Source organism: Chryseobacterium sp. ISL-6 (assembly GCF_018613715.1).
Lineage (GTDB): Bacteria > Bacteroidota > Bacteroidia > Flavobacteriales > Weeksellaceae > Chryseobacterium > Chryseobacterium paludis.
In genome coordinates this window covers 26,423-48,321 of the sequence record NZ_JAGGPT010000007.1, presented here as the reverse complement: position 1 = coordinate 48,321, position 21,899 = coordinate 26,423, and the positions used below count along the sequence as shown (strand labels likewise).

Genomic DNA, 21,899 nt, shown 5'->3' with positions numbered 1-21,899 from the left:
TATTAATTATTATCCCTTTTTAGATGAATTATTTATTTCTCAGCTTCAGTTTTTAAGTCTTTCAGCCATACTTGTAATGACTGTTCAAGATGGCTCTGGAACTTTTTGTGCATCATAGAAACCAGCCATCCTTCCATACTTTCATCCACAATTACTGTTGTATAATCACCATTGGGAACCAACATCCAGTTGTGGATTGCAAAAGCGCCGAAAGCGGGTCCGGACCATCCTATTTTTCGGTACGGAATTGTGGTATGTAAAGTTGATCGAATGGTAAGGCCACCACTTTTCCAGTCGAAGCTGTTGCCTTTTTGGAAAGGAACATTCATTACCGGATCCTGAATATCTTTATTCCAACTGGACCAGTGATTGACATCACTCATAATTTTATATATTTTTTCCGCAGAAGCATGAATGACGATCTGCTGTTGGGTTTTTACGGGTGCATTCCGGTTAATATCTTCCGTAACTTTATAATTACTGGTAAGCTCAAGGATACCAATTATGAGAACTAATGCAGCTACTAAAGCAAGAATACTTAAAAGAATCTTTTTCATGATGATATTTTTTTAGAATATTTTGATAAACAAATCTACCGATTTAGAGAGGATGTAAATTGTAAGAAAACGAAGTTATTCCTCGATTTTTTATAATATTTTTTGAATTAAAAGAAGCTTGTTTCTTAGTTGAAAAAATCCGAAGCCACTTTTGACTCCGGATAAAAACAATCTGAATTGTTCATAATAAACACGACTATTTCAATAATAAGATAGATTGATTTTTTAATAATTACAGGTTGTATTGGATATAATCAGCAGGCTTAACTGACTTCTGATATTTTCAAATCTATTTTTCGGGGATTGATATTTGATTATGACACATAGCTTTCCAATAGCTATATGACAAGCTATTAAAATGATGTTGAAATGATTGAAAAACAGATGAAATTTGCAGTTAACAGTAGAATATGATCTGCGACAGAAGTCAGAAAAGCTGCCTTAAATAAGTTTTAAAGATCCTATTTATATTTGATAAAAGTGGCCTGTATTTTTTTTACTTTCATATTGGTGGTGACAGATCCGCCACTATACGTATCGTTTTTGCTGCCTTTTTTTACATTTCCAAAATCGCTCTTAGAGCTTCCCGTAACTTCTTCTGTCAGTTTCATAATGACACCGTCAGCACCTCGGGCTTTTCCAAGCTCAATGGCTTTCTGCTGCATCTTATCCATAGAACTGAATCCCTGGTCTATTTCTGTTGTCCCCATAGTTTCGTGCTCTCTTTTTACATCTCCCGCAGCGAAATAAACATCTACGTTTTGAGTAGGAGCGTAGGTTTTTCCAAAGTAAGAGGGTGCACATGATGTTGCCACTGAAAGGGCTAAAATTCCAACGGATTGGATAAATAATGATTTTCGCATTTTTTTTGTTTATAATTTAATTGTTTGGTTTTTAAATATGTTTTGAAATAGATATTAATTATTAGGCTCTTGTTCACCTTCGTCTTTTTTATTGGTGATTACTTTGTTGAGCATTTGTCCCATAAAATTATCACGGTAGGTCTGGCCAATGGGAATCTGGTTTTTGGTGAACTCTAATTGTACCAGATTTCCATGGATCATCATGATAAAAGGAATGGCAATAATAAAGGATTTATGGATACGTAAAAAACGGTCACCGGGTAGTTTATTTTCTAGCCCGCCAATATTAAGAAGAGCCATTACCTGTTCTCCATCCTTAGTATGAAAGCAAACGTATTTTCCTTTTCCTTCGATATAAATAATATCCTGGATCTTGATCTTTAGCAATTTCCCTTTATATTCTGTTTTCACCATGATGAAATCATCTTCCATTTCTTTTTTAGGGGAAGAAATACCTTCTTGCACGCGCTGTACAGCCTTTAGAAATCTTGGAAAGAAAATGGGCTTCAGGAGATAATCTACAACGTTGTGATCAAATCCGTCAAGGGCATATTCTCTGAAAGCTGTCGTTAGTATAACCTTATACCTATCGTTCAGTAAGGGTAGAAATTCAACACCGGACATTCCCGGCATCTGGATATCCAGAAAAATAAGATCTACATCGGTTGTATTCAAAAGCTGTAGCGCTTCTGCCGGATTCATTGCGGAACCTACCAGCTTTAAAAAGGGGGTTTGTTCAATATGAAGGGTCAGTAATTCTATAGCGTGGGCTTCGTCATCTACAACAATACAATTGATCATGATCTAAAGATTTATGGTTATTTCATTTAAATAATAGTTCTCATCTTCTTTGATGGTAAACGAATGTTTGATACCATACATCAGTTCCAGTCGCTGTCGGACGTTACTTAATCCTATTCCTTTTGAAGGTTCTTTTGGTCCATTTTTCTTTTTATTGCTAACCAGGAAGTAGATTTTACTTTTGGTAGCTTCCAGCTCTATAGTTACCTTGTTTTTTTCATCATTTAATTCCCCATGTTTAAAAGCATTTTCTACCAATGTAACGAAAGCTAAAGTGGGAACATAAGATACATAGGCATCATCTGTTTCAATATTTTCATGATATTTCACTTTCAGCATATGATTGAACCGGATCTGATTCATTTCTATTACTTTTTTCATATGGTCAATTTCCAATGCCAGAGGTACAGTTCCAAGTTCATCCCAATCGTCCAGGGCATAGCTCATAATTTCTGAAAGCAGGTGTACGGTATGAGCTGCTTCCGGGCTTGTTTTAATTGTTTTTGTATAAATAAAACTTAATGAATTAAAGAGAAAATGAGGATTGATCTGGTATTTTATAGCAGCCAGTTCAGCTTTCAATTTTTCCTTTTCAAGTTCTTCTTTATGTTTACGCATCTCATTGGAAGTTATTAAAGTGGCAAAGAAAACAGATATCATTATAATAACTACATCAAGCAATGCGGCAGTGAGAAAAAATACATTCGGTGTCACGTAGCCGGCGTCGGTGGGTTTTGAACCCTGGATATTAAAATTCCATACATATTCATAAGCAGTTAATGCGATGAAAAACAGGATCACCTGTAAAAGTATTTTTTTCCATTTCCTGGTTTTTATTAAAGGAATGGCCAGATGATAAATAAGGATATAATATACAATAGTGCCTTTAACAATAGTGTGGATAAAATTGATGTAAAGCATTTTGCCTGTTCCAAATTGTTTAAGGGTCGTCTCCAATCCCTGCAATCTGATCAAAAATAAAAATGCCGCCAGACTCCATAGCGTGTAAACCATCAGAATGATCAGTATCTGCTTCCATTGTTTTCTGACGAACGTTATCATTTTTATACTTTATTATTAGTTTTTTATAATTTAATGGGAAATAGGTAAAAAGAAAAATAAATTTCTGCTATACCTATTAAAATTACAATAATTTGCAATATTAGTTTATATGCTGTTTACAATAAGAATATTATTCATCAACGAATCTATTATGGGTGCCAATATTAGAATTAGAGTAATGAGAAATAGAAAGGCTGCCAGACTCCATACTGCAAAAATGACTAGAGTAACTAATATCTGCTTCCATTGTTTTCTGACGAATGCTACTATTTTTGACACCTTGTTTTAAACTTTTTATCATTTTTATTTTAATTAAAATAGAAAAATAAATTTCCGTATCCGCCATAAAAATCATAGTAATTCTATATTGACAGTGCAATATTAGTTCAGATCTAGCTTATCATGAAAGTATTATCCACCAACAATTGTATTGCAGGCACCAACAATTGGATTGTAGTAATTTGTAAAATTACATCTTAAATAAAGGAGGTGTAAAATAAAAAAGCAGAGATCAATTCTCTGCTTTTTCTTTTTTTAAGGTGTGATTCATGGTAAGTATAATACCGAAAAGGATCATGGCAATAATTAAATACCGCCAGGAGAGATCTTTTTGTAAGGAAACAGTTCCGCTTACTGAGATAATAAAACTTGTAACAGAGGTGATGATGTAAACCAGTCCACCCATTAGTCCGCCCGCTGTACCTGCATTCTTGGGGAAGTATAACATACTTGTCGTAAAAAAGGAAGTAAATAAGATTCCCGAACAAATATGAATGAAAAAGGCGAATGGAATCATGATATATAAGCTTTCTGTAAAGTAGCTTACCGTGATTAATCCTGTAATAAGCATTAACTGTAAAATAATAGGCTGTAGTATTCTTGATTTAAAGCCTAACGAAACACGCTTCTTTCCAATGAAGCCACCAATCATCCAGGAAAACCCAAGGATCAAAGTACAATATCCGATTACGACCGGTGTAAAGTGAAAAGTATTTTCAATAATAAAAGGGCCTGTAATATTGAATAACATGACAATAGAATAACTTAGCCCCAGAATAATAATTCCCAGCATAAAAATGCGGTTTTTCAACATCATCTTATAAAGGTTGATATTTTCTGAAAGATTCAGTTTCTTTTTCTCAGGCAGACTTTCCTCACTGAAAAACCATTCAAATAAGAATATAGCCCCAGCATAAAAAGCAAGGAAATAAAAGTTCGCATGCCAGTTAAACAATTTTTCAAGATAACCACCAAGGAAAGGTGCTAAAATAGGGCCAAGTGACCATACGATAGTAAAATAACTCAGATAATGTTTTACTTTTTCTGCATCGTAAATATCTACGAAAATAGCACGGGTGGCAACAACCATTACAGAAACAGCTATTCCCTGAAGAACACGAAGCAGGCATATCAGTAAAATACTATTGGTCATGGTGATTAAAAAGCTCGTTACTACCAATAGAAGTAGTGCTGCCAGTTTTGGACGGTAGCGTCCAATACTATCCAGAATTCCACCTACAAATAATTGAGAAATTCCATAGCTAAGCAAATAGGAGGTAAGGGTAATCTGGATGTCTTTTTCCGAAACTTGCATTCCCTTGGCCATTGATGGAAAAGACGGTAAATAGATATCTGTAACAAACCCTGATAATGGGATTGATATGAAGGCCATAATAGTGATTAATCTGATGCGTTGTTCAGATGCTTCTCTCAACATAGTTCATTCTTTTTTTAACGATACAAAAATACGTCAAGAATCTTTGATATCTATTTTAAAAGACAAAGTAAAAATTACAAAATTCAAAGATTTAGAAAGCGTGCTTAAATTTAAGCGGTGATGTGTTTGAGTGCTTTTTAAAGAAATTATTGAAATGAGAAGGTTGGTCGAATCCTAATGTATAGCCGATTTCAGCAATATCCCAGTTGGTGTATTTTAAAAGGTTTTTAGATTCTTCGAACATTCTCTCCTTGATGATGTGTGTTGTTGTAAGATTGGTTACCGATTTTACGGAAGAGTTTAAATGATTGACATGTACGTTGAGGTGATCGGCAAAATCCGAAGCTGTTTTTAAAGCAAGCGGGTAAGCAGGAGAGTCTAACGGGAACTGTTTATTAAGCAATTCATCAAACATACGGTATAAACGGACGTTAGCAGGAAGCTCGTCCGGATCAACATCTTCCACGCGATTTTCTAATGCCAGGTGTAGAACGGATGCAAGATGACTTTTTATACTGCCACAACGAAATGGATAGGTGGAGTTATTGAGCTTATACATTTGTTCAAAATAAACAGTGACCAATTGGGTTTGCTCTTCTGTTAAAAAGACAATAGGCATGCTCCATTCTTTAAATAAGGAAGTCTTTTTAAATAATTTAAATTCAGAATTTCCATTAAAAAATTCCTGATTGAAAAGACAGAAATAGCCTTCCTGTAGATCTCCGTCACATTCCCATGAATAAGGGATGTTGGGAGAAGGAAAGAATAAAGCAGGACGGTCTATGTATAATTTTTGTTGCCCATACTGAAAAGTACCTTTACCTATGATAAAACTTATTTTATAATAATCCCGGCGATTATAAGGGCTCTTGAAGCTGCAATACTTCCGCATAGAAATGTTAAAATGTGATTTTCCCAACTCAAAATCATGGGAATCAAACATTCTTAACTGGTTTTCCCTGATGTTTCTGTAATAATCTTCTATCGTTTCTAAATGATCACTCATGATTCAAAAATTATAAAAATCAAAGATACGGAAACTTGTTGATTTTTGATTAAATCAATAAGGAATCGCATAAGCTAACTGTAAAGAAGGTTTTATTTCCGGATCAGTCCAATATCTCTAGCAAATCAGCTCTGCCGAAACCAAGTATTTTGGATTCTTCTGTTTTTATAAGTCCTTGTGCCAGTTTGCTTTTTTTCTTCTGGAGGTTCAGTATTTTTTCCTCAATCGTATTCGAACAAACCATTCGTATTGCTACGACATGTTTGGTCTGTCCTATCCTGTAGCTTCTGTCGATTGCCTGGTTTTCTGCGGCAGGATTCCACCATGGATCTACGAGATAAACATAATCGGCTTCAGTAAGGTTAAGACCAACACCTCCGGCTTTTAAGCTAATAAGAAATACCCGGATATTTTCATCCGTTTGAAATCGGTGGACTTTGGAGCCACGATCCTTACTCTGCCCTGTAAGATATTCAAAAGGAATATTTTTATCTTCAAGTTCTTTTTTGATCAGATCCAGCATTCCTACAAATTGTGAAAACACAAGAATTTTGTGTTCTTTTGATTTGTTTTCGATCTGCTCAGTTAGCAGCTGAATCTTTACAGAATGTTCTCCGGAATGGCCCTCCTTCAACAGAACTGGAGAATTACAGATTTGTCGGAGTTTGGTTAAGCCCGTTAACACATGCATGCTGTTTTTCAAAGTCTCATCATCAGTGGAAGCAGATATAAAATCACGCAACTCCCTTTCATAAAGGTCGTAGATTTTACGCTGCTCTGCGTTCATTTCACAATAGATGACCATTTCAGTTTTCTCAGGAAGCTCCTTTGCGACTTGCTTTTTCGTTCTTCGTAAAATAAAAGGATTGATCTTTTGTTGAAGTTCGATGGTGCGTTTACCATATTCAAATTTATCAATTGGAATGGCGTAAACGTCTTTAAAATATTGCTTACTTCCCAATAATCCCGGACATGCAAACGAAAGCTGTCCGTAAAGATCAAAGGTATTGTTTTCAACAGGTGTTCCTGTCAGTACGACTCTGTTTCTGGACTGTAACAGACGGGCAGCTTTATATTTTTCCGAATTGGGATTTTTGATCGCCTGTGATTCATCGAGAAAAACATAATTAAAGCGAAATGATTTAAGGAAACGGATGTCTGAAAGCAGCATCCCATAACTGGTCAATATGATTTCATATTCATGATAATGATCGATATTCTTTAGCCTGTCTGGCCCATAATGCAGCAATACTTTAAGAGAGGGGGCAAATTTTTCCAGCTCTTCCTGCCAATTAAAAAGAAGAGAAGTTGGTACAATGATAAGATTTGTATTTGCTCCATATTTTTCTCTTTGGTATAAAATAAAAGCAATGATCTGCACTGTTTTTCCTAATCCCATATCATCGGCCAGACATCCACCAAAATTGAAACTGTCGAGAAGGCCTAACCAATTCAATCCTTCCCGTTGGTAATCTCTCAGATTGGTTTTTAATTCAGTTGGAACAGGGATTTCCGGAGCTTTTCTTAACATGGAAAATTGGTTTGAGTAAGAAAGGACTTCTGCTTGTACCTCTTCGCTTAAAATCTCTTTTTCAAACAAACTTGAAATTTCAGTAAAACTGATTTTAGGGATTTTCAATAATTCTTCATCGATATCACCCGCCTGAAAGTATTTGGTGATTTTACTGATCCATTCATCGGGCAGTATACCTTGCGTGCCATCATCGAGCTGTACAAACTTTGTTTTATTACGGAGAGTACGGTGCACCTGCTTTAGGGTTGCTTCTTTTTTTCCGAAACGGACGCTCAGTTTAGCATTGAACCAATCAATGCCACTCGTAACCTGAATGTTGATTTTAGCACGATTCGGGTTCAGTTTGTTGTTCTTTAGTTCACTAAAACCAAGAATGATTATCTTTTCATTTCTCCACGCTTCGAAGGCTTTTAGAAACCAATCTGCATCCAGAAATTTATTTTTATGTAAGTAAAAATATTCATCTGCCTCCAGTTGTTCTTCAAATTCCGGATGCTGCATCATAATAATAGAAGTAAGAGAGGTTTCAGCCTCATAATTTCGTTCTATTTTAAACTGATTTCCATTCTGGTCTGTGTCATACAGCTGTTTTCTTGAATAAACAGCTACTTCTACAGTTCCATATTTCATGACCGGAGTAATCGACACGTAATTGCCTTCCTGATGCAAATAAATAATCTTTTCTGTTCCGAAATTCTTTTCTTGCAGCTGTACGGGAGTCGCAGAATGGATATAACTGTAATTAATGTGAATATACTGTTCTAATGATGCTAAAACGGTCTGCAGAAAGTTCTCGTACTTTGAAGCGTGGATGAGAAGAATTTCATTGTTAGATTTAAAAAACTTAATGACCCGAAGCATGTCAGGATTTTCAATTAAGCTTAAAGTATTTTGGTAATGAATAAAATAATCATTTCGGATAATGATATTTTTAAATGGCAGTGAAATATCATTAAAGAGGAGCTCTCCTGTGATTTCATAGAACGGATCTTTTTTGAGTACGGTCAGCTGTATCTCAGCTTTAAGAAGCTTAAGCGCCACAGGAATCAGAGATTTAGATGAAACAAATTCAGCCAGATGAGGATCATGGTAGTATACATCGAGCTCCAAAGGATTTTGAACGATCAATTTCAAAGCTTCCAACTCTGTTGGGCTTTGTTCTTTATTAAATTTATTTTGAAAAGCAATAATGGCTGTGTAAAACTTAATTTCTGATGGCTGCTCAGATTTCCAGATCAATTGCATTGCATCAATAGGGGTAACAGGGTTTTTAATTTTACCATTTCGGGTAACCTCAGCTTCCATTAATGAAAAGTTCAAAAAATTATAATAACGGTGTTTACCAATAACCATTATTTGTCTTTTATCAGTATCCTGTATCGCCAGTTCTTTGAGAACTGATTTTCGCAGTGGCAGTAAGTTCTGTTTAATAGCATGCTCATCAATTTGAAACAGCTCTTTAATTTTAGGCTGAATGTCGAGCTTTCCATCCTGATAGTTCAGATGAAAAAAGGTATCAAGATGAGGCTCGTTTTCTAAACCAAAACCTTTAGCAAAGGCAACCAGTGTTCTTTGTCGTAGATTAGTGTCAAAGAAAATCCGATAGTTTTTTTGTTCCAGAATGCAATAAATAATTTCTGCCTGGTGTTCACAAAGTTTATCGGTTGGGTTTTCGCACGAACATGTCGTCACCAATGCAGATCCTACCTGACTTACCGAAACATTTGGGAAACTGATTACTGAAGTTGTTCTGGTGAAAACCCCGGAGTTAATTTCAAGGGCAATAGGTTCAATATCCCGGAAGTCCTTTTCTTCTATGAATCTTGCCGTTTGGGTGTGCTTTAAAAGTTCATATATCGAAAGTGTACTGATATAAGTATCCGGTAAAATATATTCTTTTGGCAACTCCATACTGACGACAAGCGAATGATTATTAAAAAAACGAAGGTACATAAAACCGATAAAAGGAAAAGACTGGATATTTAAAATCTTCCATTGTTTTTCAGCTTATGAACTTTTAAAAACATTTTCCCTTTTTTTATAGAACTTCTTTTATAGAATTTTTTTTATAATGATTTCTATTATAAAGATAAATATAGAGGTCAATTTTGCTTTAAATTAAAAATTTTATTTGCTTTATATTATTTAAATGATTATCGCTTATTCCCAAGGAGTATTTTTTTTAAATATTTCTAATTTTTTTTCATCACAGTTAGGCTGGAATCACCATAAAACCTATATTTGCACCCTAAATTTTAAAATAAATGAAAGAACTAATCGAAAAAATCAACGCGGAATTTGAAGCATTTACAACTGAAGCAAACCAACAAGCTGAAAAAGGAAACAAAGCAGCTGGAACAAGAGCTCGTAAATCAGCTTTAGAACTAAGTAAATTGTTCAAAGATTTCAGAAAAGTTTCTGTTGAAGAATCAAAAAAATAAAAATAAGCCAGCTATTTTAGCTGGCCTATTTTTTTAGGGGACAATAGAACAATCTTGTTTATTATTATTTAAAATCTTTTTCTGAGATTTTTTTATTGTAATAAAGATCTGTTAATGTTATTATTTGCTCTCCATCCTCAGTAGGAAATGTAGTTTTAGAACAATAAATTAGAGCTCCAAATTTCTTATATTCATTATAAATTACAGTTGAAAAGGCATTCTTGTCTGGATTTTCTTTAGTTTCTTTTTTTAATAAATAACTTTTAGCATCATAAAATAGATGAAGCACTTTTCCATCTGTAGAAGTCGCCTTTATTTCGTTGTATGTTTTATCAGGATTATTTTCAACAAGTTCAAGTTTGTATAAAGAAGGATCTAAATAAGCCAGCTCATTCATAATATACTTTCGATTAAGTTTTTCTTTGAACTCTTCTGGATCTGCTAATTTTTTTTCTCCATTTACCGTTTCATATCCGATTTTCCCATCAAACCACGAGCGATAAACAATCCGCCCTTGGTATTCAATCTCGAAACTACCTTTATTAGGAGCCATTTCTTTTGTAATCCAATTTACTTTTCTTCCGTCCATTGTAGTTTCGGAAATTGAGTAGAGTGTTTTTATACTATTTAAAAGTTCTTTGCCTCCAGTCGCTTGAATAGCCTTTTCAATGATTTCTTTTGCTTTATCTTCATTTATATTTTGTGAAAATAGAAGATTGTTTCCACCAGCTATTAAGCAAATTGTAAAAATTGTAGTTGTTAATTTCATTTTTTTATAGGTAGTTACCGTATTTGTCGTGCTAAAATAATTAAAAATAAAATGATATTCTTATCTAAAGATTGTGATTCATTTCACTGATTTATGTATAAGTGGTGTTGAATCAATTTTTTCTCATTCCTTTTTTTAATTTCCCCGAATTCTTTTATCTTTAGTCCAATCAATAATACTATGAAGATAAACACCTTTTTTGCAATGCCCGCAGTCGTTCTGGCAGCGCAGTTTTCATTAGCACAAGTCCCGGCAAAATCTCAGGAAAAACTCAATCCTGTTGTAGAAAGTTTTGTTAATGAAGTGAATACTAATTCTCAACTCGAAAATATGGCTTACGAGCTGCTTGATGGTATTGGGCCCCGTTTGGTAGGAACTCCTGAAATGCTGGCAGCTAATGAATGGACTGCAAAGACTTTACGCTCTTGGGGAGTGGATGCAAATCTTCAGCAATTTGGAACATGGAAAGGCTGGCAGAGAGGAATTACGCATGTAGATATGGTTTATCCGCGTATAAAATCATTATCTGCTACACAACTGGCTTGGAGCCCGGCGACAAAAAAAGCTGTTGAAGGAGAAGTGATCGTACTTCCTAAGGTATCTTCTAAAGCCGAATTCGACACATGGTTACCTTCTGTAAAAGGTAAAATTGTATTGATGGCGCAATATCAAAAGATTGGCCGCTCTGATGAACAGATCAAAGAATTTGGTACTCCGGAACTCTATGAGAAACTGAAAGCTGAAAAAGAACAGGCTTCTAAAGATTTTCGTGATTATGTAAAGAATATAGGATATGATAATACTACACTTCCAGAGGCTTTAGAAAAGGCTGGTGCAGCAGGAATTGCAATATCCAACTGGACTGGAGTTATGGGAGCCAATAGGATTTTTGGTGCTAAAACCACAAAAATCCCAATGTTCGACATCGATGTAGAAGATTATGGAATGCTGTATAGGATGGCTGAAAAAGGTCAAAAGCCAAAAATTAAAGTAGAAGCCCAGTCAAAAATACTTCCTGATGCAAAAAGCTTTAACACGATAGGAATGATTAAAGGAAAAGAAAAGCCTGATGAATATGTCATTCTTTCTGCGCATTTGGATTCATGGGACGGAGCTCAAGGGGCTACAGATAATGGAACTGGTACGCTCACCATGCTTGAGACGATGAGGATTCTGAAAAAGTACTATCCCAACAATAAAAGAACCATTGTAATAGGACTGTGGGGAAGTGAGGAACAGGGATTGAATGGTTCCAGAGGATTTGTAGCAGACAATCCTGAAATTATGAAAGGAACTCAGGCGGTTTTTAATCAGGACAACGGAACTGGCAGGGTAGTGAATATCAGTGGTCAAGGATTCGTAAAGTCTTATGATTATATTGGAAAATGGCTGAATGCTGCTCCTAAAAGCGTAAGAGATAATATCAAAACCGACTTCCCAGGAATGCCTGGAGGTGGAGGTTCTGATCATGCTTCATTTGTTGCAGCAGGTGTACCTGGATTTTCTTTAAGCTCACTGAATTGGGGGTATTTCGGATATACCTGGCACACAACTAAAGATACCTATGATAAGATCGTTTTTGATGAGCTTAAAAATAATGTGATCCTGACAGCTACGTTAGCATATATGGCATCAGAAGATCCTGAATTTACGAGCAGGGAGAGAAGGGTAATGCCACAGGATGAAAAAGGAGAGACCATAAAATGGCCTGAAGCAAAAGAGCCAAGAAGAGATTCTAAAGAATTTAAATAATATAATGAAACCGTCTCAGTAGTGAGACGGTTTTTTATTTCGAAACATGATCAAGTAAATCTTGTTTTCCCTGGTATTTGAGAAGTTCCTTGATTTCCGGTATTTTACTTTCTTTTACAATATAAGTTGTACAAATTGAATTATTCATATGCATACTGAAATTCATTCGCGTACCTGTTCTTCTTCCCATCGCAACGGTTCTGGAAGTGTATTCTGAAAAAACAGGAGAGAAATTAGCCAGGCATAAAAGATTTCTCTTTAGCGATTTTAAAAAGTTTGGATAATTCCCATAGTCATCGAGGACTTTAATTTTGAATATTTTCTTACCCAAAGTTGTTCCCCAATAAAACTCTGTTATTGTTCCCAAAATCAGAACACATGGAACAGAAAATAAAATGCTTATAAAAACCACTTTGTGGAATATAAAGTAAAAAATGAGACAGAAAGGAAGCATATCAATCCACTTGGCAAAAAGTCTTTCTGTTTCATTTCCTTTATAACTGGGATTATAAGGAAGGTGATATTCATAAGCATGGTAGATACGATAACCCAACTCATCAAAATATGGAGTAGGTCTGTTAATGATTTTTCTTTCCTTGATTTCTGATATTTTCATATCATTTTTATAAGATCATACTTAGTTGAATTCTTTTTCTTACTTCATCCACTTCTGTAACCTTTACCTGAACATGCTGATGTAATTTTACCACTTCATTCACATCGGAAACAAAACCTTCTTTTAGCTGAGAAATATGAACCAATCCGCTTTCTTTGATTCCCAGATCAACGAAACATCCAAAAGCGGTAATGTTATTGACGATACCGGGAAGGATCATTCCTATTCTCAGATCTTTTACACTTTTTACTTTAGGGTCAAATTCGAATACCTTAGCTGCCTTTCTGGGATCCAGTCCCGGTTTTTCAAGTTCCTTTAGAATATCTTTAATACCCAAAATACCAATATCATCGGTAATGTATTTTTCTGGTTGAATTAAAGCGATTTTCTCTTTGTTGGCAATTAATTCATTGGATTTAATTCCAAGATCTTTTGCCATTTTTTCTACAATACCATAAGCTTCAGGGTGTACAGCTGAATTATCTAAAGAATTTTTCCCATTGGTTATTCTAATAAATGCTGCAGCCTGTTGAAAAGCTTTTTCTCCCAATCGAGGAACCTTTTTTAATTGCTTTCTGTCTTCAAAAGCGCCATTTTCAGCTCTGTAATTAACGATATTTTCAGCCATTTTCTCACCAATTCCGGAGACATAACTTAACAATGATTTGCTCGCAGTATTAAGGTTGATCCCTACGGAATTCACACATTTCATAACCGTAGAATCCAGTTCATTTTTCAATTGGGTCTGATCTACATCGTGTTGATATTGCCCGACACCAATAGATTTGGCATCAATTTTAACGAGTTCAGCTAATGGATCTGCCAGTCTTCTTCCTATAGAAACCGCGCCACGAACGGTTACATCATAACTTGGAAACTCCTCTCTGGCAATTTTACTCGCGGAATAAACAGATGCTCCGGCTTCAGAAACCACAAATACCTGTAATGGCTTGTCAAAGGCAATTTTCTTGATGAAAAACTCTGTTTCACGGCTCGCCGTTCCGTTTCCTATAGAAATGGCTTCAATATTATATGCATTAACCATAGAGCGGATTTTTTTCATAGCCATTCCTGATTCATTTTGCGGAGCATGAGGGTAGATGGTTTCGTTATGAAGAAGATCTCCCTTTTCATCTAAACAGACAATTTTACAACCACTTTTATAACCAGGATCAATCGCTAAAATTCTTTTTTCACCTAAAGGAGGTGCCAATAATAACTGGCTGAGGTTTTCAGAGAAAATTTCAATTGCTTTTTTATCTGCTTTTTCTTTAGCCTCCTGTAATGTTTCATTAGAAATAGCGGGCTCCAATAGTCTTTTGTAGCTGTCTTTTATAGCCAGGGCAATCTGTTCAGCGCTTTCATTATTGGATTTGATAATGGCATTCTCTATGAAATCAATAGCCTCTTCTTTATCAATGTCCACATTTACCTTTACAAAACCTTCAGTTTCTGCTCTTAACATGGCTAAAAGTCGGTGAGATGGAGTTCTGTTTAAGCTTTCATCCCATTCAAAATACTGCGCGAATTTTTGAGCTCCCTCTTCTTCTTTTTTAGCCTTAACTACTTTAGAGGAGATGATAGCTTTACGCTGAAATAAACGACGAAGGTTTTTACGGACATACATATTTTCATTGATCCACTCTGCCATAATATCTCGGGCTCCCTGAAGAGCTTCTTCTTCAGAGATGACTTTATCATTTAAATATTTTGACACTGAAGATTGAAGATCATTACTTTTCTGACTCATTATGATCTTTGCCAAAGGCTCTAATCCTTTTTCCTTTGCAGTATCTGCTTTTGTCTTTTTACGTTTCTTAAAAGGAAGGTATAAATCTTCAAGCTCCTGAATATCGAAGCTTTCTTCTATTCTTTGCCTGAATTCTGATGTTAGTGCATTTTGTTCTTCAACAGATTTTAAAATGGTTTCTTTCCTTTTTAAAATTTCTTCGAACTGCTTATTGATTTTTGAAATCTGTTCAATCTGTACTTCATCCAGATTTCCGGTTCTGTCTTTTCTATAGCGGGATATAAAAGGAATGGTACAGTCTTCTGCCAATAGCTCAAGCGTAGCACGGATACTTTTTTCGGAAATATTTACAATCTTCTGGATGAATTCAATATGTGTCATTATGTAAAATTAGACCGCTAAAATACTGACTTTTCCAGGATGATGAAGTAAGGTTTATTTAATACTTTAAATTGGATGCTTTTTTTTGGACTAATTTTATACGTTATAGAATTCTACCGGGTGGCTGAGGCTCTCGAAGCCACCTTTAACTAAATTTTCTATCTTTATATAAAACATAAAGAAAGCAATGAAAGGATGGTTGTACATATTGCTATGCTCCGATGGTAGCTATTATACCGGTAGTACAAATGATCTGAGAAGGCGGATTTTACAACATCAAAAGGGTGAAGGTGCCAATCATACCCGTAAAAGACTTCCTGTATATCTTATTTATTTTGAAGAGTATGAACAGGTGTATTTTTCCTTCTATCGGGAAAAGAAGGTGCGGGGATGGAGCAGAAAGAAAAAAGAAGCACTGATCAATGGTATGCCGGAACTTTTACCAAAATTGGCAATTGCTTATAGAGATGTAAGAAATGAATCTGATACCGAGATTACCTGATGTGATCCGGGGTCCTCGAGGGCAGAGGTGGCTTCGAGAGCCACCTATTACTATCAATCGTTGGATGCAGAGAAATTCCGAATTACCAATTTTATTACATTTGCAAACTTATGATTTACATTCTTTTGATTATTAATCTATTTTCTTTTGCTGTATTTGGGTTCGATAAAAGGCGTGCTATAAAGCATCAAAGAAGAATTCCGGAAAACACCCTGTTAATTTCAGTATTTCTGGGCGGAACAATTGGTGCGATATTGGGAATGTTGATTTTCAGGCACAAAATTTCTAAAAAATCTTTCTTACTTAAATTTGGACTGATCCTTCTTATTCAAATAGCATTGATTTATTTTTTCAGAAAATATACCTGAGATTATATATCAAGTATGATCTTATAATCGGACTATTAAGCACTTAGAGTTTATATGATAACTTATAGTGTAAGGCCTTAACTCCACTATTTATTTTAACTTTCTCATTATGAATTTGTTAAATAATACATAATCATACTAATTAATTAATTAAAAAACACTATTTTTGCACCCGTAAAAATCATTCATGCAAAACATTAGAAATATTGCGATTATCGCACACGTTGACCACGGGAAGACGACTTTGGTTGACAAGATTATTCATGCTACAAACATTTTCAGAGAAAATCAGGAAAGTGGAGAATTAATAATGGATAATAACGATCTTGAAAGAGAAAGAGGAATTACCATTCTATCTAAAAATATTTCTGTTACTTATAAAGACGTTAAAATTAACGTAATTGATACTCCTGGTCACGCCGATTTTGGTGGTGAAGTTGAGAGAGTTTTAAAAATGGCGGACGGAGTAATTTTGTTGGTAGATGCTTTTGAAGGGCCGATGCCACAAACAAGATTCGTACTTCAAAAAGCTTTGGAATTAGGATTAAGACCATTGGTTGTTATCAATAAAGTTGATAAACCAAACTGTCGTCCGGATGAAGTTCACGATCAGGTATTTGATTTGTTCTTCAACTTAGAAGCTACAGAAGAACAATTGGATTTCCCTACGTTCTATGGTTCTTCTAAACAAGGTTGGTTCAACACTTCATTAGAGCAAACTGAAGATATCTTCCCATTATTAGATGGTATTTTACAATATGTTCCTGAACCTAAAGTTGAGGAAGGAAATTTACAGATGCAAATCGTTTCTTTAGATTATTCTTCTTTCTTAGGGAGAATTGCTATCGGAAAAGTAATCAGAGGTGATATCAAAGAATCTCAATGGATTGGTCTGGCACAGGCTGACGGTAAGGTTTTGAAAGGAAAAGTAAAAGAATTATACGTTTTCGAAGGTCTTGGAAAGAAAAAGGTAAGTGAAGTAAAAGCCGGAGATATCTGTGCTGTAGTAGGTTTCGATGCATTCCAGATTGGTGATTCTTTTGTAGATCTTGAAAATCCTGAACCATTACCAAGAACTTCAATTGATGAGCCTACATTGAACATGACGTTCTCTATCAACAATTCACCTTTCTTTGGTAAAGATGGTAAATATGTAACTTCTAACCATCTAAAGGAAAGATTAACTAAAGAATTAGAGAAGAACTTAGCATTAAGAGTTGAGCAGACTGGTGATGCAAACACTTTCCTGGTTTTTGGTAGAGGTATTCTTCACTTGTCAGTTTTAATTGAAACAATGAGAAGAGAAGGGTATGAAATGACTATCGGACAGCCACAAGTTATCTTAAGAGAAATCGACGGAGAAAAATGTGAGCCTTATGAATCTTTAGTTGTTGACGTTCCTGAAGAATTTGCTTCTAAAGTAATCGATTTAGCGACACAGAGAAAAGGTGACCTTCACATTATGGAAACCAAAGGTGAGATGCAACACATGGAATTCGAAATTCCTTCAAGAGGTTTGATCGGATTGCGTTCTCAAATGTTAACAGCTACTGCGGGTGAAGCTATTATGGCACACCGTTTTACAGAATACAAGCCTTTCAAAGGTGCTATTCCTGGAAGAAGCAACGGGGTGTTAATCAGCAAAACTCAAGGTCCTGCTACAGAATATTCTATCGCTAAATTACAGGATAGAGGTAAGTTCTATGTTGATCCGGGTGAGGAAATCTACGCAGGTATGATCATTGGGGAGCAAAACAAGCCAGGTGACTTAGTTGTAAACATCGTAGAAGCAAAACAGTTAAATAACATGAGAGCTTCTGGAAAAGATAAAGATACAGGTGTTGCCCCGAAAATCTTATTCTCACTTGAAGAATGTATGGAATACATCCAAGGTGACGAAGCGATTGAGGTAACTCCAAACTTCATCAGAATGAGAAAGAAAGTTCTTTCTGAAGAAGAAAGAAAAAGAATGGAAAGATCAGGAAAAGCTTAATAAAAATTCCTTATTATAATAAAAGCCTCGAGAATTCGAGGCTTTTTTATGTTTAAAAAGATACATAATCCATTTTATTATAATATTTTTAAAATTCTAAAAAAAATAATTTAATGTAGTTTTGCAAACTATGAAAATGAGAAATTTAAAACTGGTATTGTTTCTGGGTGTCTTAGCCTCTTGTGGAAGTACCCATACTGTTCAGAATAACACGGTAAAACCTACCAGAAATCCAAACACAACAAATCCCGTTAAAAATATTCCTAAAGATCCGGTGGTAGTGAATAAACCCAATCCCGTAAAACCTGTTGATGAAGATTTGAAAGTCATTCTTCCAGCTGTGAACAGAGAATTTCGTGGAGCCTGGATCGCAAGTGTTGCCAATATCAACTGGCCGTCAAGAAATGATTTGTCTATTGATCAACAGAAAGCTGAGGCAATCAGTATGCTCGATATGCTGAAAGATAATAATTTCAATGCGGTTATTTTCCAGGTACGTCCATCAGCAGATGCATTATATACAAGTTCTTTGGAGCCATGGTCTTATTTTTTGACAGGTGAAACAGGAAGATCACCATATCCCAATTATGATCCTTTACAATTCTGGATTGAAGAGTCACATAAAAGAGGGTTGGAGCTTCATGTCTGGCTAAACCCATACAGAGCACATCATACGAATGGAGGTTCTGTAAACAGTCTGTCAATGGCCAATAAGCTTTCTGATATTGTTGTGAGATTAAAGAATGGAATGTATTGGTTTGACCCGGCAAATCCTAAAACCCAGGGACACGTTTCCAATGTAGTAAAAGATATCGTGACAAGATATGATATAGATGCTGTTCATTTCGATGATTACTTCTATCCTTATGCCACCTATAACAAAGGCGCTGATTTTCCGGATAATGCTACCTGGAGTACTTATGTAAATAGTGGTGGGACATTATCCAGAGCTGACTGGCGAAGAGATAATGTAAATAAGTTTGTAGAGCGGATCTATAAAGAAATTCATGCTGAAAAAAGTTATGTAAAGTTTGGGATCAGCCCTTTTGGAATTTGGAAGCCCGGATACCCCGCAGGAATTACAGGTTCTTCTCAATATGACGAATTGTATGCTGATGCAAAGTTATGGCTAAATAAGGGCTGGGTAGACTATTTTTCACCACAATTATACTGGCCGATTGATTCTAAGGGACAAGGTTTTGAAGCTTTATTAAATTGGTGGAAATCTGAAAACACAATGAATCGTCATTTATGGCCGGGATTGAACACGGTCGAAATTCGAACGCCAGATCGTCCTAATGAAATTAAAAACCAAATTGAACTTTCCAGACAGATCTTAAAAAGTGATGCCGGAGAGGTTCATTGGAGTATTGCGGGATTAACAAAAAATCCAATGATGCTAAGTACATTGAAGAACGGGCCCTACAAAGAAAAAGCTTTGGTTCCTAAGAGCCCTTGGATTAAAGCTTTACCAATATTGACTCCAACACTATTCATTACGGAGAATGGAAGCTTTGCGCAGGCAAACTGGAGCAGTAAAAACCTGAAAGACGTTTTTCAATGGGTACTGTTTAAGCAGTACAATGGTGTTTGGGAAACAGAAATTTTAACACTGGATACACTTTCAAAAGATATTCCAAAATATAAAGATGGAAAAACACTAAATGCTGTGGCTATAAAAGCAGTAGATAGATTAGGAAATGAGAGTGATTATATGGCAAAGAAAGTAAAATAGTCATTCCATATAAAACATGAGCTATAACAGCTTACAACCCGAAAAAAATAGAAACCAGTTCTAATAAGAATTGGTTTTTATTTTAGAATAACTATAAATTAATAATTTAAATTATTGATTATCAGTTTATTTATAGGACGTTTTTCTTGTTTTAATTAAAATTAAAAACTTTATCGGAACCATTTTTGCATCATTTTATTCATAATCACTAAAAATAAATATTATGAATACCAACAGACTTTCACCTGCCATTGAAAAAGCTTTAAGTGATCAGATGAACAAAGAAATTCATGCATCACATACATTTCTGTCTTATGGAATTTGGGCCGACGATAAAGGATATCAGGGGATTGCTAATTTCTTATACAGACACGCGCAGGAAGAGAGAAATCATTCGATTAAATTTATGGAGTACGTTTTAAACAGAGGAGGAAAGCCTAAAGTAGATGCTATTCCTGTGCCTCCTGCTGATCCCGAATCCTTAACTGCTTGTTTTGATGGGATCTTTAAACATGAAGTAGATAATACAACTGCAATTTATAAGATTGTTGATCTTTCTTTACAGGAAAAAGACTGGGCAACATGGAATTTTATGCAGTGGTTCGTACAAGAGCAAATAGAAGAAGAAACCTTGGCTCAGAACTTAATTGACAAGTTGAAAATTGCCGGTGGTGATCGTGCAACAGATGAATCTTTATTTACTTTAGATAAAACGTTACAGAATACACCAGATGATGCCCCATTGGCTCAAAATGCTACAGGCTCAAATCCTTAACAGTAAAATAGAAATTATAAAAATCTGCCAAACTTTTGGCAGATTTTTTTATTATGAAACTCGTCTTAAAATCACTATCTTTGCAAACTTATAATTCAAGGTGCTTGATTTAAAATTTTAATGATTGAAGATATATAAACCTTGAAGTCAGAATAGAACATTAAACTTTGAATAGAACAATATGAAATGTGGAATCGTAGGCTTACCGAATGTTGGTAAATCAACTCTTTTTAACTGTTTGAGCAATGCAAAAGCCCAGTCAGCCAATTATCCTTTCTGTACTATAGAACCGAACTTAGGAACGGTATCTGTGCCAGATCAAAGATTATTTGAGTTGGAAAAATTAGTAAACCCAGAGAGAGTTTTACCGGCTGTTGTGGAAATTGTAGATATTGCAGGTTTGGTAAAAGGAGCGAGTAAAGGAGAAGGTTTAGGAAACCAGTTCTTAGCAAACATTCGCGAGTGTGAAGCGATTATACATGTTTTAAGATGTTTTGAAAATGGAAACATTATTCACGTAGAAGGTTCTGTAGACCCTATGAGAGATAAGGAAATTATCGACATCGAACTTCAGCTTAAAGATCTTGAGACTGTTGGAAAAGCGGTTGAAAAGGCTAAAAAGTTTATTAAATCTGGAAAAAAAGAAGATATTCTTACCTATGAGACTCTTCAGAATTTACAGAAGTTTTTAGAAGATGGTAAAAATGCAAGAGAATTTCCTTTAACTGATCAGACAAAGGCTATTATTGAAGATGTTCAGTTGTTGACAAATAAGCCGGTTCTTTACGTTTGTAATGTTGATGAAAATTCAATTAAAAATGGAAATGAATGGATTGCTAAAATCGATGAGATGGCCCAAAAAGAGGGTTCTGAGATTGTTGTTTTAGCTGCTCAGATTGAAGCTGATATCAATGAATTGGAAACTTTTGAAGAAAGAGAGATTTTCTTGGAAGAATTAGGTTTGGAGGAACCAGGTGTTAATCGTTTGATCAGAAAAGCATATGACCTGTTGAAACTTCAGACTTATTTTACGGCTGGAGTTAAAGAAGTGAGAGCATGGACAATAGGACAAGGATGGACAGCTCCTCAGGCTGCTGGAGTGATCCATACTGATTTTGAAAAAGGATTTATCCGTGCAGAAGTTATTAAATATAACGACTATTTAAGCTATGGCTCTGAAGCTAAAGTAAAAGAAGCAGGAAAATTATCTGTAGAAGGAAAAGAATACATCGTACAGGACGGTGATATTATGCACTTCAGATTCAACGTATAAAGAA

At 35.2% G+C, this 21,899-nt stretch carries 19 protein-coding genes; 8 read left to right on the top strand and 11 right to left on the bottom strand.

Features of this window, described 5'->3' with window-relative positions:
- Positions 1 to 32 precede the first annotated feature (32 nt).
- From J7E44_RS15885 to J7E44_RS15850, 8 genes are all read right to left on the bottom strand, one after another.
- Positions 33 to 557: an SRPBCC family protein gene (locus tag J7E44_RS15885; protein ID WP_214831392.1), complete on the bottom strand. Its 525-nt coding sequence runs from the start codon at positions 555 to 557 to the stop codon at positions 33 to 35.
- 461 nt (positions 558 to 1,018) lie between these two features.
- Positions 1,019 to 1,420 carry a hypothetical protein gene (locus tag J7E44_RS15880; protein ID WP_214831391.1) on the bottom strand — a complete coding sequence of 134 codons (402 nt, stop codon included), beginning with the start codon at positions 1,418 to 1,420 and terminating at the stop codon, positions 1,019 to 1,021.
- A 54-nt stretch (positions 1,421 to 1,474) separates the two neighbouring features.
- The gene (locus tag J7E44_RS15875; protein WP_214831390.1) at positions 1,475 to 2,221 is read right to left on the bottom strand and encodes a LytR/AlgR family response regulator transcription factor; all 747 of its coding nucleotides are present in this window, start codon (positions 2,219 to 2,221) and stop codon (positions 1,475 to 1,477) included.
- Between the two features lie 3 nt (positions 2,222 to 2,224).
- Positions 2,225 to 3,283: a sensor histidine kinase gene (locus J7E44_RS15870; protein WP_214831389.1), complete on the bottom strand. Its 1,059-nt coding sequence runs from the start codon at positions 3,281 to 3,283 to the stop codon at positions 2,225 to 2,227.
- Between the two features lie 130 nt (positions 3,284 to 3,413).
- Positions 3,414 to 3,629 carry a hypothetical protein gene (locus J7E44_RS15865; RefSeq protein WP_214831388.1) on the bottom strand — a complete coding sequence of 72 codons (216 nt, stop codon included), beginning with the start codon at positions 3,627 to 3,629 and terminating at the stop codon, positions 3,414 to 3,416.
- A gap of 165 nt (positions 3,630 to 3,794) precedes the next feature.
- The gene (locus tag J7E44_RS15860; protein WP_214831387.1) at positions 3,795 to 5,000 is read right to left on the bottom strand and encodes an MFS transporter; all 1,206 of its coding nucleotides are present in this window, start codon (positions 4,998 to 5,000) and stop codon (positions 3,795 to 3,797) included.
- 91 nt (positions 5,001 to 5,091) lie between these two features.
- On the bottom strand, positions 5,092 to 6,006 hold the full coding sequence (locus J7E44_RS15855; RefSeq protein WP_214831386.1) for a helix-turn-helix domain-containing protein: 915 nt from the start codon (positions 6,004 to 6,006) through the stop codon (positions 5,092 to 5,094).
- A 103-nt stretch (positions 6,007 to 6,109) separates the two neighbouring features.
- Positions 6,110 to 9,451 carry a DEAD/DEAH box helicase gene (locus J7E44_RS15850; protein ID WP_214831385.1) on the bottom strand — a complete coding sequence of 1,114 codons (3,342 nt, stop codon included), beginning with the start codon at positions 9,449 to 9,451 and terminating at the stop codon, positions 6,110 to 6,112.
- A gap of 353 nt (positions 9,452 to 9,804) precedes the next feature.
- Here J7E44_RS15850 and J7E44_RS15845 point away from each other — a divergent pair, with 353 nt between their 5' ends.
- A complete protein-coding gene (locus tag J7E44_RS15845; RefSeq protein ID WP_034684091.1) occupies positions 9,805 to 9,981 on the top strand; it encodes a BF3379 family histone-like protein in 177 nt (58 codons plus the stop codon).
- Positions 9,982 to 10,045: 64 nt separating this feature from the next.
- On the opposite strand, the gene J7E44_RS15840 is transcribed toward J7E44_RS15845, so the two are convergent.
- Positions 10,046 to 10,750, bottom strand: a complete 705-nt coding sequence (locus tag J7E44_RS15840) for a hypothetical protein (RefSeq protein WP_214831384.1) — start codon at positions 10,748 to 10,750, stop codon at positions 10,046 to 10,048.
- 180 nt (positions 10,751 to 10,930) lie between these two features.
- On the opposite strand from J7E44_RS15840, the gene J7E44_RS15835 reads away from it, so the two are divergent.
- A complete protein-coding gene (locus tag J7E44_RS15835; RefSeq protein ID WP_214831383.1) occupies positions 10,931 to 12,502 on the top strand; it encodes a M20/M25/M40 family metallo-hydrolase in 1,572 nt (523 codons plus the stop codon).
- 34 nt (positions 12,503 to 12,536) lie between these two features.
- On the opposite strand, the gene J7E44_RS15830 is transcribed toward J7E44_RS15835, so the two are convergent.
- The gene (locus J7E44_RS15830; protein WP_214831382.1) at positions 12,537 to 13,118 is read right to left on the bottom strand and encodes an RDD family protein; all 582 of its coding nucleotides are present in this window, start codon (positions 13,116 to 13,118) and stop codon (positions 12,537 to 12,539) included.
- A 7-nt stretch (positions 13,119 to 13,125) separates the two neighbouring features.
- A complete protein-coding gene (locus J7E44_RS15825; protein WP_214831381.1) occupies positions 13,126 to 15,249 on the bottom strand; it encodes a Tex family protein in 2,124 nt (707 codons plus the stop codon).
- Between the two features lie 187 nt (positions 15,250 to 15,436).
- Between J7E44_RS15825 and J7E44_RS15820 the strand changes: the two genes are divergently transcribed.
- The 6 genes from J7E44_RS15820 (at position 15,437) to ychF (ending at position 21,895) form a co-directional block, all read left to right on the top strand.
- Positions 15,437 to 15,751: a GIY-YIG nuclease family protein gene (locus tag J7E44_RS15820; RefSeq protein WP_214831380.1), complete on the top strand. Its 315-nt coding sequence runs from the start codon at positions 15,437 to 15,439 to the stop codon at positions 15,749 to 15,751.
- Positions 15,752 to 15,861: 110 nt separating this feature from the next.
- Positions 15,862 to 16,119: a DUF1294 domain-containing protein gene (locus J7E44_RS15815; protein WP_214831379.1), complete on the top strand. Its 258-nt coding sequence runs from the start codon at positions 15,862 to 15,864 to the stop codon at positions 16,117 to 16,119.
- Positions 16,120 to 16,306: 187 nt separating this feature from the next.
- On the top strand, positions 16,307 to 18,112 hold the full coding sequence (gene typA / locus J7E44_RS15810) for a translational GTPase TypA (RefSeq protein WP_214831378.1): 1,806 nt from the start codon (positions 16,307 to 16,309) through the stop codon (positions 18,110 to 18,112).
- Between the two features lie 130 nt (positions 18,113 to 18,242).
- Entirely contained in the window at positions 18,243 to 19,847 is a 1,605-nt protein-coding gene (locus tag J7E44_RS15805) for a glycoside hydrolase family 10-like protein (RefSeq protein WP_214831377.1), read from the top strand.
- Positions 19,848 to 20,070: 223 nt separating this feature from the next.
- Positions 20,071 to 20,622, top strand: a complete 552-nt coding sequence (locus J7E44_RS15800) for a ferritin (RefSeq protein ID WP_214831374.1) — start codon at positions 20,071 to 20,073, stop codon at positions 20,620 to 20,622.
- A 181-nt stretch (positions 20,623 to 20,803) separates the two neighbouring features.
- Entirely contained in the window at positions 20,804 to 21,895 is a 1,092-nt protein-coding gene (ychF, locus tag J7E44_RS15795) for a redox-regulated ATPase YchF (protein ID WP_214831373.1), read from the top strand.
- Positions 21,896 to 21,899 lie beyond the last annotated feature (4 nt).